The sequence below is a fragment of the Streptomyces sp. NRRL S-1022 genome, from assembly GCF_000720135.1.
Taxonomy (GTDB): domain Bacteria; phylum Actinomycetota; class Actinomycetes; order Streptomycetales; family Streptomycetaceae; genus Streptomyces.
Genome location: NZ_JOIU01000004.1, coordinates 161,842 through 176,673, shown reverse-complemented (window position 1 = coordinate 176,673; position 14,832 = coordinate 161,842). Strand labels below are relative to the sequence as shown.

At 76.4% G+C, this 14,832-nt stretch carries 14 protein-coding genes; 13 read left to right on the top strand and 1 reads right to left on the bottom strand.

Features of this window, described 5'->3' with window-relative positions; translation table 11 throughout:
• Nucleotides 1–128: 128 nt before the first annotated feature.
• Nucleotides 129–467, top strand: coding sequence for a DUF3040 domain-containing protein (locus IG05_RS0105525; RefSeq protein ID WP_030339692.1), 339 nt, complete (start codon nt 129–131; stop codon nt 465–467).
• Between the two features lie 91 nt (nt 468–558).
• On the opposite strand, the gene IG05_RS0105520 is transcribed toward IG05_RS0105525, so the two are convergent.
• The gene (locus IG05_RS0105520; RefSeq protein WP_030339690.1) at nt 559–1,122 is read right to left on the bottom strand and encodes a hemerythrin domain-containing protein; all 564 of its coding nucleotides are present in this window, start codon (nt 1,120–1,122) and stop codon (nt 559–561) included.
• Between the two features lie 968 nt (nt 1,123–2,090).
• On the opposite strand from IG05_RS0105520, the gene IG05_RS0105515 reads away from it, so the two are divergent.
• The 12 genes from IG05_RS0105515 to IG05_RS0105460 are packed head-to-tail and all read left to right on the top strand — an operon-like array spanning nt 2,091 to nt 14,732.
• Nucleotides 2,091–3,098, top strand: coding sequence for an NAD-dependent epimerase/dehydratase family protein (locus IG05_RS0105515; protein ID WP_030339688.1), 1,008 nt, complete (start codon nt 2,091–2,093; stop codon nt 3,096–3,098).
• A 32-nt stretch (nt 3,099–3,130) separates the two neighbouring features.
• The gene (locus IG05_RS0105510) at nt 3,131–4,765 is read left to right on the top strand and encodes a carbamoyltransferase (protein ID WP_030339686.1); all 1,635 of its coding nucleotides are present in this window, start codon (nt 3,131–3,133) and stop codon (nt 4,763–4,765) included.
• The gene (locus IG05_RS0105505; protein ID WP_030339684.1) at nt 4,762–5,757 is read left to right on the top strand and encodes a glycosyltransferase family 2 protein; all 996 of its coding nucleotides are present in this window, start codon (nt 4,762–4,764) and stop codon (nt 5,755–5,757) included. The genes IG05_RS0105510 and IG05_RS0105505 overlap by 4 nt, the downstream gene beginning before the upstream one ends.
• Nucleotides 5,754–6,518, top strand: coding sequence for an HAD-IIIA family hydrolase (locus IG05_RS0105500; RefSeq protein ID WP_078893913.1), 765 nt, complete (start codon nt 5,754–5,756; stop codon nt 6,516–6,518). The genes IG05_RS0105505 and IG05_RS0105500 overlap by 4 nt, the downstream gene beginning before the upstream one ends.
• Nucleotides 6,515–7,525 carry a glycosyltransferase family 9 protein gene (locus IG05_RS0105495; protein ID WP_030339680.1) on the top strand — a complete coding sequence of 337 codons (1,011 nt, stop codon included), beginning with the start codon at nt 6,515–6,517 and terminating at the stop codon, nt 7,523–7,525. Before IG05_RS0105500 ends, IG05_RS0105495 begins: the two co-directional genes overlap by 4 nt.
• On the top strand, nt 7,522–8,484 hold the full coding sequence (locus IG05_RS0105490) for a glycosyltransferase (protein WP_030339678.1): 963 nt from the start codon (nt 7,522–7,524) through the stop codon (nt 8,482–8,484). The genes IG05_RS0105495 and IG05_RS0105490 overlap by 4 nt, the downstream gene beginning before the upstream one ends.
• Nucleotides 8,481–9,713 carry a glycosyltransferase gene (locus IG05_RS0105485; protein WP_030339676.1) on the top strand — a complete coding sequence of 411 codons (1,233 nt, stop codon included), beginning with the start codon at nt 8,481–8,483 and terminating at the stop codon, nt 9,711–9,713. The genes IG05_RS0105490 and IG05_RS0105485 overlap by 4 nt, the downstream gene beginning before the upstream one ends.
• Complete coding sequence (locus IG05_RS0105480; RefSeq protein ID WP_051789520.1) at nt 9,710–10,432, top strand: D-sedoheptulose-7-phosphate isomerase; 723 nt, start codon at nt 9,710–9,712, stop codon at nt 10,430–10,432. Before IG05_RS0105485 ends, IG05_RS0105480 begins: the two co-directional genes overlap by 4 nt.
• On the top strand, nt 10,429–11,850 hold the full coding sequence (locus tag IG05_RS0105475; protein WP_030339672.1) for a PfkB family carbohydrate kinase: 1,422 nt from the start codon (nt 10,429–10,431) through the stop codon (nt 11,848–11,850). Before IG05_RS0105480 ends, IG05_RS0105475 begins: the two co-directional genes overlap by 4 nt.
• Nucleotides 11,847–12,878 (top strand): glycosyltransferase family 9 protein, encoded by a 1,032-nt coding sequence (locus IG05_RS0105470; protein ID WP_420707561.1) that lies wholly within the window; start codon nt 11,847–11,849, stop codon nt 12,876–12,878. The genes IG05_RS0105475 and IG05_RS0105470 overlap by 4 nt, the downstream gene beginning before the upstream one ends.
• Nucleotides 12,868–13,803: a glycosyltransferase family 2 protein gene (locus tag IG05_RS0105465; RefSeq protein WP_030339670.1), complete on the top strand. Its 936-nt coding sequence runs from the start codon at nt 12,868–12,870 to the stop codon at nt 13,801–13,803. The genes IG05_RS0105470 and IG05_RS0105465 overlap by 11 nt, the downstream gene beginning before the upstream one ends.
• Nucleotides 13,800–14,732, top strand: coding sequence for a glycosyltransferase family 2 protein (locus tag IG05_RS0105460; protein ID WP_051789518.1), 933 nt, complete (start codon nt 13,800–13,802; stop codon nt 14,730–14,732). The genes IG05_RS0105465 and IG05_RS0105460 overlap by 4 nt, the downstream gene beginning before the upstream one ends.
• The last annotated feature ends 100 nt before the right edge of the window (nt 14,733–14,832 follow it).

Sequence of the window (14,832 nt, the reverse complement as noted above, 5' to 3'; positions counted from 1 at the left end):
GCTCACGGTGTGTAGCGGCACGTACCTGCCCCCGGCCCCCGTTCCACGGCTCCGCTTCGGCCGGGCCGGGCGGGGAACCCGGTGCCGCGGGACGGAGGCCGCCGGCCGGCGGAGGAGGTGCCGTTGCCGTGGACGACTGGGAGATGTGGGACATGCACGACAAGGTACGGCTGTCACCGAGCGAGCGGCTCGCGTTGTTGCAGATCGAGGCGAACCTCCGGCAGGACCGGCGGTTGGCGCGCCGCATGGGGGCCGTCCGGGACCGGATGTGGCTGCCGGCGTCGGTGCTCCTGCTGGCGGCCGCTTCGGCGTTCGTCGCCGTCATGGGCATCCGCACCTCGGAACCCGCGCTGCTGTGGTGCTTCGCGCTGCTGTGGCCGCTCACCCTCTTCCAGGCGTTCCGGCTGTTGTGCCGGGCGACCCACCCCCGGCACCGCTCCGGCACCCGGCCCGCCCCGTGGCTGTGAGGCGCTCCGCCGTACGCCGGCACCGGACGACTGGACGGCGCCACCGAACGGGGGCCGGGCGTGCGCCCGGCCCCCGTGGGGGAGCACCCTGTCAGCTCTCCTTGCCCCGCCCCGACAGCGCGTCGCGCAACCGGTCGACCAGACCGGCTCCCGGCGCCAGCATCTTGTTGGCCGGGGGAGTGTCCGGCGCCGCCGGGTGCGGACGGGTGGGGGCCATCTTCTTCGCCCGGCGGACCTTGTCGCCGAGGTCCATCAGCGCGTCCGGGGGACAGACCGCCTCCAGCTGAGGGAAGAGGTTCTGCTCCTCGTCCGCCACATGGGACCGGATCTCGGTCATCAGCTGGGTCATGAGCGTGTCGAAGCGGGGATCGTCCGCGTCACAGCCTTCCAGGTCCTTCATGAGCTGCTCGGCCTTGGCGTGGTCCTCCAGCTCCTTGTCGGCCAGGGCGCCCCCGTTGGGCACGTGCTTGCGCACCGCCGGGTACAGGTAGGACTCCTCGGCGACGGAGTGCCGGACCAGCTCCATCGTGGCCTGGTCGCAGAGGGTCTTGCGTTCCGCGGAGCCGGGCGGCAGCGCCTCGATGCGGCCGAAGATCTCCTCGACCTCGCGGTGATCGGTGGTCAGCTCCTGGATGACGTTTCCGCCATGACCCATGGTCGTTACCTCCTGCGTCCGCGCGGCGGCCCGAAAGCGGCCGGCCGTCGCCGCGCCGAGTGCCCCGGCCACGGCGCGCTACACGGTCCGCCGGGCCCGGTCAGCGCATCGAGTGGCGTCCGGCGGCCGTCCGGCCCGCTCCGGAGAGCGCCCACCGCCACCAGTGGTCCAGGATGCCCGGACACGCCGCGTCCGCCGCCACCAGCGCCGGCCGGCCCGGGGTGCGGGCCCGGGCGCTGACCCTGGCACCGGCCAGTCGTCGGCGGCCGGCCGGATGTCGGCCGGCACCCGCGCGCAGTCCTGGCCGGCCGGTGATCCGCTCGCCGGCCTACGGGCGCCGCCGGCCCTTCGACCACCGACACCCAGGCCGCGAGTCGTCTCAAAAACCGGAACCGTGCACGGAGGGAGGCCACTTGGGGCCAGCGCGGCGGACCGCGGACGCAGAGCAGCGTGTCGTACGCCCGCGGGCCGAGCGTCTCCATGGCCAGTCGGCCTGGCCGGAAACCCCGGAATCGGGTTCCACGCCGTGCCGAACCGGATGCAGGCCCGCGTCAGGCCGCGGCCGAGTGCCGCTGGGCGAGCACGTCCCCGGCGGTGGCCGCACCCTCCAGGAAGCTGAACCGGCCGGTCAGCAGCCGCTCGCGTCTCCCCTGTGGTGATCGGGGCTGCTGAGTCGCGCGAGTACCCCTGATTCCGGACAATGAAGAATCCAACGTGTGAAACCAACTGGCAGGGGAACCCAGCTGCCAGTGCCGTCCAGCCAGTGGCGGCCGACCAGGGCGGTCCCGCGTGACGACGGGACCCGAGCCCTGTCCTCCCTTCTTCAACGGGCCGACGACGTCGGACCCGGCGACGCGGCACGCGCCGGACGCCCCGCGTCGATTCCTCCCCGAGGTGCGCGGACGACGCAGGTCCAGACACGGACGAAGCGGACGCGTGGACCCAAGGACGACGAAGGAAGAGCCCCCATGACTGGTGACACACCGTTCTCCTGGCGGCGCGCCCTCGTGACCGGCGGCGCCGGCTTCCTCGGCTCCCACCTGTGCGAACGCCTGCTGGATTCAGGCGTCGAAGTCGACTGCGCCGACAACCTGGCCTGCGGGCGGCGCGAGAACGTCGCCCCGTTCCAGGCCCGGCCCGGCTTCCGGTACGTGCACTGCGACGTCTCCGCGGCGCGCTGCCCCGAGCAGCTGCCGGGCCCGTACGACCTGGTCCTGCACTTCGCCTGCCCGGCCTCGCCCGCCGACTACCTGCGCATGCCGCTGGAGACCCTGGACGTGGGCAGCCTCGGCACCCGCAACGCCCTGGCGATCGCGGAACGCGACGGCGCCCGTTTCCTGCTCGCCTCCACCTCGGAGGTGTACGGCGACCCGCTGGTGCACCCGCAGCACGAGGGCTACTGGGGCAACGTGAACCCGGTCGGGCCGCGCAGCGTGTACGACGAGTCCAAGCGGTTCGCGGAAGCCCTGGTGACGGCGCACGCCGGCACCAACGGCACGGACGCCGGGATAGTGCGGCTGTTCAACACCTACGGCCCGCGGATGCGGACGCACGACGGGCGCGCGGTCCCCACCTTCATCTGCCAGGCCCTCGCCGGCGAACCGCTCACGGTGACCGGCGACGGCAGCCAGACCCGCTCGCTGTGCTACGTGGACGACACCGTCGACGGCATCCTGCGGGTCGCCGCGAGCAGGGCGGTGCGGCCCGTCAACATCGGGGGCGGCGACGAGATCACCATGGCCGACTTGGCCCGCCGGGTGGTCGCCCTGACCGGCTCCCGGTCCCCGATCGCGTTCATAGACCGGCCCGTCGACGACCCCGGGCGGCGCCGCCCCGACACCACCCTCGCGCGCGAACTGCTCGGCTGGTCGCCGCAGGTCCCCTGGGAGGAGGGCCTGAAGCAGACGATCGCCTACTTCGCGGCCCAGCCCCCGCCACCGGCCCCGCACCCGGAGGAACCGGCCCCGCAGTCCTGACCCCCGCCCCTCCCCGGCCCTGGAGACAGCGCATGCACGTCCTCGGAATAAATGCACTCTTCCACGACCCCGCCGCCGCCCTCCTCACCGACGGCCGGATCGTGGCGGCGGCGGAGGAGGAGCGGTTCTCGCGCCGCAAGCACGGCAAGCGGCCCGTTCCCTTCTCCGCCTGGGAGCTGCCCGAGCAGTCGGCCCGCTGGTGCCTGGAGCAGGCCGGCCTCACCCCGTCGGACCTGGACGCCGTCGCCTACTCGTACGACCCCGCACTGGCCCGCCCCGCCGACGAGATGGGCCTGCACGACCCCTGGGACCACCTGCGCCAGCAGTACGCCCGGCAGGCGCCGGAGTTCCTCGCCGAGGCCCTGCCCGGACTGGACCCGGCGAAGGTGAGGTTCGTCCCGCACCACGTGGCGCACGCGGCTTCCGCCGGGGCCGTCTCGCCGTACCCGGACTGCGCCGTCCTGGTCCTGGACGGCCGCGGCGAGTGCGGTTCGCATCTGGCCGGCCGCTACACCGGCCGGGAACTGACCGTCCTCGGCACCCAGCGGCTGCCCGACTCCCTCGGCCTGTTCTACGAGGACCTCACCCAGCACCTCGGATTCCTGCGCAGCAGCGACGAGTTCAAGGTGATGGCGCTCGCCTCCTACGGCACCCCGCGCTTCGCCGGCCGGCTGCGCGAGTACGTCCACGCCACCGACGACGGCGGCTTCCGGGCCCGCCCGGTGCCCTGGGACGAACTGGTCCCGCCCCGCCCGGCCGGCGGCGCCTGGGACCGGGACCACGCCGACCTCGCGGCCAGCGCCCAGCTCTGCCTGGAGGAGACCATGCTCGGCCTGGCCCGGTGGCTGCGCGAGCGCACCGGCGAGGACGCGCTCACCCTGGCCGGCGGGGTCGCCCTCAACTGCGTGGCCAACACCCGGCTGTGGCGCGAGAGCGGCTTCAGCGACGTGTGGGTGCAGCCCGCCGCCGGCGACGCCGGAACGGCGCTGGGCGCGGCGGCGCACGTCGCCGGTCAGAAGGACACCCTGGAGCCGATGCCGACCGCCGCCCTGGGCCGCGGCTGGAGCGACGCCGAACTGCGCGCCTGGCTGGACCGGGCGGCCGTACCGTACGAGGAGCCCGCCGACATCGCCGAGACGGCCGCCGAGGCGCTGGCCGCCGACCGGATCGTGGCCTGGTTCCAGGGGCGCAGCGAGTACGGGCCGCGCGCGCTCGGCCACCGGTCGCTGCTCGCCCACCCCGGCAAGGCGGAGAACCTGGAGCGGCTCAACGCGGTCAAGGGGCGCGAGGAGTTCCGGCCGGTCGCGCCCATGGTGCTCGCCGAACGCGCGGGGGAGATCTTCGACGGACCGCTGCCCAGCCCGCACATGCTGTTCGTGCACGGGGTGGCCGCAGGCTGGAAGGCCCGCATCCCGGCCGTGGTGCACGTCGACGGCACGGCCCGCATCCAGACCGTGGACCGCGCCCAGGAGCCGCTGGTGGCCCGGATGATCGAGGGCTTCGAACGGCGCACCGGGCTGCCGGTGGTGGTCAACACCAGCCTGAACACCGCCGGGCGGCCCATGGTCGACGATCCCCGGGACGCCCTGGAGTGCTTCGGCTCGGCACCCGTGGACCTGCTGGTGCTCGGCCCGTTCGCGATCCGCCGCGGGAAGGCGTTCGCATGACCGGCGCCCCCGCCTACACCGTAGTCGTCCCGACGATCGGCCGGCCCTGCCTCGCGGACTGCCTGCGCGCGCTCGCCGCGGCCGACGGCCATCCGCCGCACGAGGTGGTCGTCGTGGACGACCGGCCCGGAACCGACGGCGGTCTGAACCTGGAAACGGCCGGGCAGCTGCTCGACCGGGTGCGCACCCTGCGCACCGGCGGCAAAGGACCGGCCGCCGCCCGCAACGCCGGCTGGCAGACCGTCCGTACGCCCTGGACGGTGTTCCTGGACGACGACGTTCAGGTGCTGCCGGACTGGTCCCGGCGGCTCGCCGACGACCTGCGGGCGGCCGGCCCCGAGGTCGGCGGCGTCCAGGGGCAGTTGCGTGTCCCCCTGCCCCTGGACCGCCGGCCCACCGACTGGGAACGCACCACCAAGGGCCTGGAGAACGCCGCCTGGGCCACCGCCGACATGGCGTACCGCACCGAGGCACTCAAGCGGACCGGCGGTTTCGACGAACGCTTCCCGCGGGCCTTCCGCGAGGACGCCGACCTGGCCCTGCGGGTGCAGCGGGCGGGCTGGGACCTGGTCCGGGGCGCACGCGTCACCCGGCACCCGGTCCGGCCGGCCCACTGGTGGGCCTCGCTGCCCGCGCAGCGGGGCAACGCCGACGACGCCCTGATGAACCGGCTGCACGGCCGTGACTGGTGGGACCGGGCGCAGGCGCCCCGCGGCCGGCTGCCCCGCCACGCTGTGGTCACCGGCGCGGCCCTCGCCGCCGCCGGCTGCGCCCTGACCGGGCGGCGCCGGGCCGCGCGGGTCTGCGCGGCCCTGTGGACGCTGGGCACCGCCGAGTTCGCGCTCGCCCGGATCCTGCCCGGCCCGCGCACCACCCGCGAGATCGCCGGGATGCTCGGCACCAGCGTGCTCATCCCGCCGCTGGCCGTCCGGCACTGGGTGCGCGGAGTCGTCCGCCACCGGCACGCCGAGCCCCTCGGAGGTGCCGGGTGAGCAGACTGTCTGCCGTACTGTTCGACCGCGACGGCACCCTCGTGGTGGACGTGCCGTACAACGGCGACCCCGGCCGGGTCCGGCTGCTGCCGGGCGCCGCGGCGGCCGTCGCGCTGGCCCGGGCGCACGGCCTGGCCACCGGCGTGGTCAGCAACCAGTCCGGCATCGGCCGCGGGCTGCTCACCACCGAGCAGGTGCTGCGCGTCAACGAGCGCGCCGACGAACTGCTGGGCGGCCTGGACACCTGGGTGTTCTGCCCGCACGCCCCCGACGCCGGCTGCGCCTGCCGCAAGCCCCGCCCCGGCCTCGTCCTCGCGGCCGCCGGACGGCTGGGCGTGCCGCCCGCCGAGTGCCTGGTGATCGGCGACATCGCGGCCGACGTGCTGGCCGCCCGCGCGGCCGGCGCCCGAGGCGTCCTGGTCCCCGACGCGGCCACCGCTCCCGCCGAGGTGGAACGTTTCGCCACGGAGAGCGCCCCCGACCCCCTCACCGCGGTCCGCGCCGCCCTCGCCGAGGCGGGGATCCCGGTGCGGCGGCACGCCTCCGGTCCGCCCGCGGCCGCCCGGCCGCGGCCGGCTCCGGCGGACGCGGGGACCCGCGGCCGCCCGCCCGCCCCCTCCCCGGACGCGGTCTCCTCCTCGGTCGCCCTGGAGGCGGTCTCCTCCCCGGACGCCGTCTCCTCCCCGGGTCCGGTCGCCCACGAGCGGGTCCGGCGCGCGGTGCCGGACGCCGTCGGGCCCGCGGGGAGGTGGCCGGCGTGAGATCCCTCGTCGTCCGGCTCGACAGCTTCGGTGACGTGCTGCTCGCCGGGCCCGCCGTGCGTGCCGTCGCCGCGGGCTCCTCGCACGTCACAGTGCTCTGCGGTCCCCGGGGTGCCGACGCGGCCCGGCTGCTGCCCGGGGTGGACGAGGTGCTGGTCTGGGAGGCGCCCTGGGAGGGGTTCGACCCGCCTCCGGTCAGCCCGGCCGACATCGACGGGCTGGTGGGGCGGCTGCGCGCCGGGGCGTACGACACCGCGCTCGTCCTCACGTCGTTCCACCAGAGCCCGCTGCCCACCGCCCTGCTGCTCCGGCTCGCCGGCATCGGCCGGATCGGGGCCGACAGCGTCGACCACCCCGGCCGGCTGCTCGACGTACGCCACCGGCGGCAGGAGGGCCGGCACGAGGCCGAGGCGGCCCTCGACACCGCCGCCGCCCTCGGCTTCCCGGCCCCGCCCGGGGACGACGGCCGGCTGCGCGTGCTGCCACCCCCGGACACCGGCGGCCTCACCGGCAACGGCCCCTACGTCGTCCTGCACCCCGGCGCCAGCGCCCCCGCCCGCGCCTGGAGCCCGCACCGCTGCGCCGAGGCGGTCACGCTGCTCACCGACGCCGGACACCGCGTGGTCGTCACCGGCGGCCCCGCCGAGACCGGCCTCACCCGCCAGGTCAGCGGCGGCCTGGCCGTCGACCTCGGCGGCCGGACGTCCCCCCGCACCCTCGCCGGGGTCCTGCGCATGGCCGACGTCGTGATCAGCGCCAACACCGGCCCCGCCCACCTCGCCGCCGCCGTCGGCACCCCGGTCGTCTCGCTGTTCGCACCCGTCGTACCGGCCGGACGCTGGGCACCGTACGGCGTCCCCGTCATCCTGCTCGGCGACCAGTCGGCGCCGTGCGCGGACACCCGGGCCCTCACCTGCCCGGTGCCCGGCCACCCCTGCCTGGACGAGGTCACCGGACAGGACGTGCTGCGCGCGGTGCACAAGCTCATCCAGGAGCCGCAGTCATGAACATCCTCGTCTGGCACGTCCACGGATCCTGGCTCACCGCCTTCGTGCAGGGCCCCCACACCTACCTGGTCCCGGTCACCGGCGACCGCGGACCCGACGGCCTCGGCCGGGCCGTGACCTGGGACTGGCCCGAGTCCGTGCGGGAACGCACCCCGAAGCAGCTGTGGTACTGCGACATCGACCTGATGGTGCTGCAACGCCCGCACGAACTCGGCCTGGCCCTGCGCTGGACCGGCCGCCGGCCCGGCGTGGACGTGCCCGCCGTGTACGTCGAGCACAACAGCCCCGACGAGACACCCGAGCGGCAACTCCACCCGCTGGCCGGGCAGTCCCGGATCCCCGTCGTGCACGTCACCCACTTCAACCGGCTCATGTGGGACAACGGCCAGGCCCCGGCCGAGGTCGTCGAACACGGCATCATCGACCCCGGCCCGCTCTACACCGGCACCGAGCGGCGCGCGGCCGTCGTGGTCAACGAGCCCGTGCGCAGGGGCCGTACCACCGGCACCGACCTGCTGCCCCGGTTCGCCCGGTCCGCCCCCCTGGACGTCTTCGGGATGCGCACCGAAGGACTCGCCGAGCACCTCGGCCTGCCCCCCGGCCGCTGCCGCGCCCGGGACCTGCCGCAGCACGAAATGCACCGGGAGATGGCCCGCTGCCGGGTCTACCTGCACCCCGTGCGCTGGACCTCGCTCGGACTGTCCCTGCTGGAGGCCATGTTCCTCGGCATGCCCGTGGTCGCCCTGGACACCACGGAGGTCCGGGAGGCGATACCCGACGGCGCCGGGGTGGTCTCCAACCGCCTCGACGTCCTGGAGGACGCCGTACGGACCTTCCTCGCCGAACCCGAGCGGGCCCGCCGCACCGGCGCGGCGGCCCGGGCCGCGGCCCAGGCCCGCTACGGAGAGCGGCGCTTCCTCGACGACTGGGAGCGCCTGATCAAGGAGGTCACCCGATGAGCCGCATTCCGCACACGGCCGGACGTGTCGCCATGGTCTCCGAGCACGCCAGCCCGCTGGCCGCGCTCGGCGGACCGGACGCGGGCGGCCAGAACGTGTACGTGGCGCAGACCGCCCGGCAGCTCGCCAGAAAGGGATACCGGGTCACGGTGTACACCCGGCGGGACTCGGCGGGCCTGCCGGACCGGATGACCCTCATCGACGGCGTACAGGTGGTGCACGTGCCCGCCGGACCGCCCGCGCCCGTCCCCAAGGACGAACTCCTGCCCCACATGACCGAGTTCGGCGCCTTCCTGGCCCGGCAGTGGGCCCAGAACCCGCCCGACGTGGTGCACGCCCACTTCTGGATGTCGGGCCTGGCAGCCCTGGCCGGCGCCCGCGACCTCGGCATCCCCGTCGTGCAGACCTACCACGCGCTGGGCACGGTGAAGAAGCGCTACCAGGGCGACGCCGACACCAGCCCGCCGCAGCGCCTCGCCGTCGAGGAGGCCATCGGCCACGAGTGCACCCGCATCATCGCCACCTGCAGCGACGAGGTGGCCGAACTCAAGGCCATGGGGCTGCCCGAGGACCGGATCAGCGTCGTCCCCTGCGGCGTCGACCCCGACCAGTTCACGCCCGGCGCCCGCACCCGCCCGCCCGGCGCCCGCAAGCGGCTGCTGGCCGTCGGCCGGCTCGTGCCCCGCAAGGGCTTCGACCGCGCCATCCGCGCCCTGGCCGGCGTCCCCGACGCCGAACTCCTCATCGCCGGCGGCCCCGAGGCCGACCTGCTCGGCGCCGAACCCGAGGCCGCACGCCTGTACGGCATCGCCGGCGAGTACGGCGTCCAGGACCGGGTCACCCTGCTCGGCGGGGTCGGCCGGGCCCGCATGCCCCGGCTGATGTCCAGCGCCGACCTGGTGCTGTCGCTGCCCCGCTACGAGCCCTTCGGCATCGTCCCGCTGGAGGCCATGGCCTGCGCCACGCCGGTCGTGGCCACCGCCGTCGGCGGCCAGCTCGACACGGTCGTGGACGGCACCACGGGCGTCCTGGTCCCGGCCGACGACGACCACGACCTCGGCGCGGTCGTCCGTACCCTCCTCGCCGACCCCGACCGGCTCGCCCGGTACGGCGCCGCCGGCCGCTCCCGGGTGCTCAGCCACTACACCTGGGACCGGGTGGCCGACGGCGTGGCCGGGGTGTACGGCGCCGTGTCCTCCATCCGCTCGCTCTCGGGAGTCGTCCGATGAACACCGTCACCGACACCACCCACTGCGACGACCTCGCCAAGGCCCTGGAGGCGTTCCGCGAGCACTCACCGCTCATCGAGCGCTGGGGCACCGGCCTCGCCCGGCGGCTGGGCTCCGGGGCCCGGCTGCTCGTCGCTGGCAACGGCGGCAGCGCCGCCCAGGCGCAGCACCTCACCGCCGAACTCGTCGGCCGCTACCGGGACGACCGCCCGCCGTTCTCCGCGGTCGCCCTGCACGCCGACACCTCCTCCACCACCGCGATCGCCAACGACTACGGCGTCCAGGAGGTGTTCGCCCGGCAGACCGCCGCCCACGGCCGCCCCGGAGACGTGCTCCTGCTGCTGTCCACCAGCGGCGCCAGCGCCAACCTGCTGGCCGCCGCCGACCGCGCGCACCGGCTCGGCATGACGGTGTGGGCGCTGACCGGCCGGGCCCCCAACCCGCTGCAGCTCGGCGCGGACGAGGCACTGTGCGTCGACGCCCCCGTCACCGCCACCGTGCAGGAACTCCACCTGGTCGCCGTGCACATGCTCTGCGAGGCCTTCGACCAGGCCGTCGAGCGCGGCGAGGCCGGCAAGCCGGACGGTGCGCACGGCACGGACGGCAAGCCGGGTGCCGACGGCAAGCCGGGTGTCGTCGGCCGGCTCGTCGGCCGGGCCCGCACGGTCGGCCGTACCGCGCCCGGCGCACCCGTCGCCCCGAGGAAGGGACACACATGACCGCCGCGCGGACGCCCCTGGTCGTCGTGGGCGACGCCCTGCTCGACCACGACCTGTGCGGCCGGGCCGAGCGGCTCGCCCCGGACGCCCCCGTACCCGTCGTGCACGGCACCCGGCGCAGTTCCCGCCCCGGCGGCGCCGCACTCGCCGCCTGCCTCGCCGCCGCCGACGGACGCCCCGTCACCCTGGTCACCGCCCTCGGCTCCGACGCCGCCAGCGACACCCTGCGGGAGCTGCTGGCCGGCCGGGTCGGCCTGGTCGAGGTGCCGCTGGAGGGCACCCTCAGCAGCAAGACCCGGGTACTGGCCGGGGACCGGCCGCTGCTCCGCCTCGACGACGGCGAGGGCCGCGCCCGCGAGGCCACCCGGGAGGCGGTGTCCACGGTCGCGGCGGCCGGCGGCATCCTCGTCGCCGACTACGGCCGCGGCACCGCCGACGTCCTGCGGGACGCCCTGACGCACGCGACGGCACCCGTCGTCTGGGACCCGCACGTGCGCGGCCGGCCTCCCGTCCCCGGAGTCCGCCTCGCCACCCCCTCCGCGCAGGAGGCCCGCGCCTTCGCCCGGCAGCTGGACGACACCGACGCCGGCGAGGCGGCCGGCCTGCGCACCGCCGCCCGGGACGCCCGCGTCCTCGTCGAGGCGTGGGAGGCCCAGGCCGTCGCCGTGACCCTCGGCGAACGCGGCGCCCTGCTCTCGCACGGCGAGACCCCGCTGCTCGTGCCGACCCCGGCCGCCGCCACCGGCGACCCCTGCGGCGCCGGCGACCGGTTCGCCGCGGCCGCCGCCGGGCTGCTCGCCGACGGCGACCTCACCGAGGCCGCCGTACAGGCCGCCGTGCACGCCGCCACCCGGTACGTCGCCGAGGGCGGCGCCCGCGCGGTCGCCGTCCCCGACGAGCCGGAGACCGCCGCGGAACCACAGGCCGACGGCGACACCACCGCCGACGCCGTGCGCACCGCCGCCCGGGTGCGCGCCGCCGGCGGCACCGTCGTCGCCGCGGGCGGCTGCTTCGACCTGCTGCACGCCGGACACGTCGCCCTGCTCCAGGCCGCCCGCCGGGCCGGCGACTGCCTCGTGGTGTGCATCAACTCCGACGACTCGGTACGCCGCCGCAAAGGCGACGGCCGCCCCCTCGTCCCGGCCGCCGACCGGGTACGGGTGCTGCGCGCCCTGGAGTGCGTGGACGCCGTCGCCGTGTTCGACGAGGACACCCCCGAACGCATCCTCGGCGAACTCCGCCCGCACATCTGGGCCAAGGGCGGCGACTACGCCCGCACCCCGCTGCCCGAACAGCCCCTGGTGGAGAGCTGGGGCGGCCAGGTGCTGCTGCTGCCCTACCTGGACGGCCGCTCCACCACCGGCCTCGCCCGGCGCGCGGCCCTGACCCCCGCTGCGACCGGAGGACGGACGAGGTGACCGCACGCGACCGCACGACGCACGGGGTGACCGCCGCCGCGCGGCACCCCGGACACCCGCCGCGCGTCCTGGTCCTGCGCGCGCTGGGCCTCGGCGACCTGCTGGCCGGCGTGCCCGCGCTGCGCGGTGTCCGCCGGGCCTTCCCCGGCCACCGGGTCGTCCTCGCCCAGCCGCCGGGCCTCACCGAACCCGCCCTGGCCACGGGCGCGGTGGACGAGGTGTTCCCCGCCGAGGCACCGGGCCGCGGGGTACCCGACCTCACCCACTGGCGGGGGCCGCCCCCCGACGTGGCGATGGACCTGCACGGCAACGGTCCCGAGAGCCGCGACGCGCTGGCCGCCCTGCACCCGCGCCGGCTGCTCGCCCACGCCTGCCCGGACGGCCCGGCCTGGCAGGGGCAGGCCAACGAACGCGACCGCTGGTGCGCCTTCCTGCACGCCTACGGCATCCCCGCCGACCCCCTGGACCTGCGGCTGCCGCCGCCCGCCACGCCGTCCCCGGCCCCCGGCGCGGTCGTCGTGCACCCCGGCGCGGCCTCGGGCTCCCGCCGCTGGCCGGGGGAGCGGTTCGCCGCCGTCGTACGGTGCCTGCATGCCGCCGGGCACCGCGTGGTCCTCACCGGCGGCCCCGGCGAGGACGCCCTGGTCCGCTCGGTGGCCGAGCACAGCGGCCGGCGCGGCGGCGACGTGCTGACCGGCGGCCTGCCGTTCGGGCAGCTGTCCGCGCTGGTCGCCGGGGCGTCCCTGGTCCTGAGCGGCGACACCGGCCTCGCCCATCTCGCGGTGGCCCACGGCACCCGCTCCGTCACCCTGTTCGGGCCGGTCGCCCCCCGCCTGTGGGGCCCGCCGCCGAGCCCCGACCACGTCGCCCTGTGGAAACCCGGCCCGCCCGGCGACCCGCACGGCCGCACCCCCGACGCCCGCCTGCTGCGCATCCGCACCGACGAGGTCGCCGCGGCCTGCCTGACGCTGCTGCGGGACGTCCGCGGCCGGCAGCAGAGCGGAACGGAGGCGGCGCATGTCCACTGAGCACGCCCCCGGCCGCGTCCGCCGCCCCACCGCACCGGGCGATCCCCGCGTCACCGTCGCCGTCATCACCCGCGACCGCAGCGCCAGCCTGCTGCGCACCCTGGACGCGCTGGCCGAGCTGCCCGAGCGGCCGCCGGTCATCGTGGTCGACAACTCCCGCGACGACACCACCTGCCGTGCCGTGGCCGGCCACCCGGCCATCACCCGGCTGCTGCGGCCCGCCGCCAACACCGGCGCCCTCGGCCGCAACCTGGCCGTCCGGCACGCGCGCACCCGCTACGTCGCCTTCAGCGACGACGACTCCTGGTGGCAGCCCGGCAGCCTGGCCCGGGCCGCCGACCTCCTCGACCGGCACCCCCGGCTCGGCCTGCTCGCCGCCCGCACCCTGGTCGGCGAGGAAGCCGCCGAGGACCCCCTCAACGCCGTACTCGCCGCCTCCCCGCTGCGGCCCGAACCGGACCTGCCCGGCCGCCCGGTGCTCGGCTTCCTCGGCTGCGCCTGCGTGGTCCGACGGGAAGCCTTCCTGAGCGCCGGCGGCTACCACCCGCTGCTCTTCTTCGGCGGCGAGGAGACCCTGCTCGCCTACGACCTCGCCGCCGCCGGCTGGGGCGTGGCCTACGAACCCTCCCTGTGCGCCCGCCACCTCCCCGAGAACCACGGACGCACCGGCCGCTCCTTCCTCGTCCGGCGCAACCACGTGCTCACCACCTGCCTGCGCCGCCCCTGGCCGGTCGCCCTGCGCGCCTTCGCCGACCTCGCACTGGCCGCCGCGGCCGGCCGGCCCGGCGCTCGCCGCGCCCTCCGGGAGAGCCTCGCCCGGTTCCCGGCCGCCCTCGCCTGCCGCCGGACCCTGCCCCCGCACGTCGAGGACGCCGCCCGCCTGCTCGACCGGGAGGCGTCCGCACACCCGGCGGAAGCCCGATGACCGGGACCACCCCCGGGATCCGCACCCGGACCGGCCCCGACGACCGGACGACCGTCGTCCTGATCACCCACGACCGCCGCGCCGAACTCATGCGCACCCTCGCCCTGCTGCGCCGGCTGCCCGAACACCCGCCCGTGATCGTCACCGACAACGCCTCCACCGACGGCACCGCCGAGGCCGTGGCCCGCGGCTTCCCCGAGATGACCCTGCTGCGCCCCGGCCGCAACCTCGGGGCGGTCGGCCGCAACCTGGCCGTCCAGCGGGTGCGCACGCCCTACGTCGCCTTCTGCGACGACGACACCTGGTGGGAGCCCGGCAGCCTGCGCCGGGCCGCCGACCTGCTGGACGCCCGGCCCCGGCTCGCGGCCGTCACCGCCCGGATCGTCGTGGAACCGGAGGGCACCGAGGACCCGGTCGTGCGCGAGCTGCGCGAGTCCCCGCTGTCCGGCCCCGACTGGCTCCCCGGGCCCGCCCTCGGCTCCTTCCTCGCCGCCGCCACCGTGCTGCGCACCGATGCCTTCCGCGCCGGCGGCGGCTTCCACCCCGGCCTGTGGCTCGGCGGCGAGGAGGAACTGCTCGCCTGCGACCTGCTGCGCCAGGGCTGGTGGCTCGCCTACGCCGAGGAACTCACCGTCCACCACCACGCCTCCCGGCTGCGCGATCCCACGGCCCGCCGGGTCCTCGGGCTGCGCAACACGCTGTGGTTCACCTGGCTGCGCCGCCCGCTGCTGCCGGCGCTGCGCCGCACCGGGCACCTCGTCCGGACCGTGCCCCGGGACACGGCCTCCGCCCGCGCGTTCGTCCGCGCCACCGCCGGACTGCCGTGGGTGCTGCGCCAGCGCGACCCGGTACCGCCGGAGCTGGAGCACCGGCTCGCCGCACTGGAGCGGGCCCGCCGGGACTCACCCGCACGGCGGTACGTCGGGTGACCGGGAGGTGACCAGGAGGTGACCGGCAGGGCGCCGCGACACGCGCAGGGACGTCGTTGCATCCGGGATCCGGGCGGGGGCAGAGTGAGGTTCCGGTCAA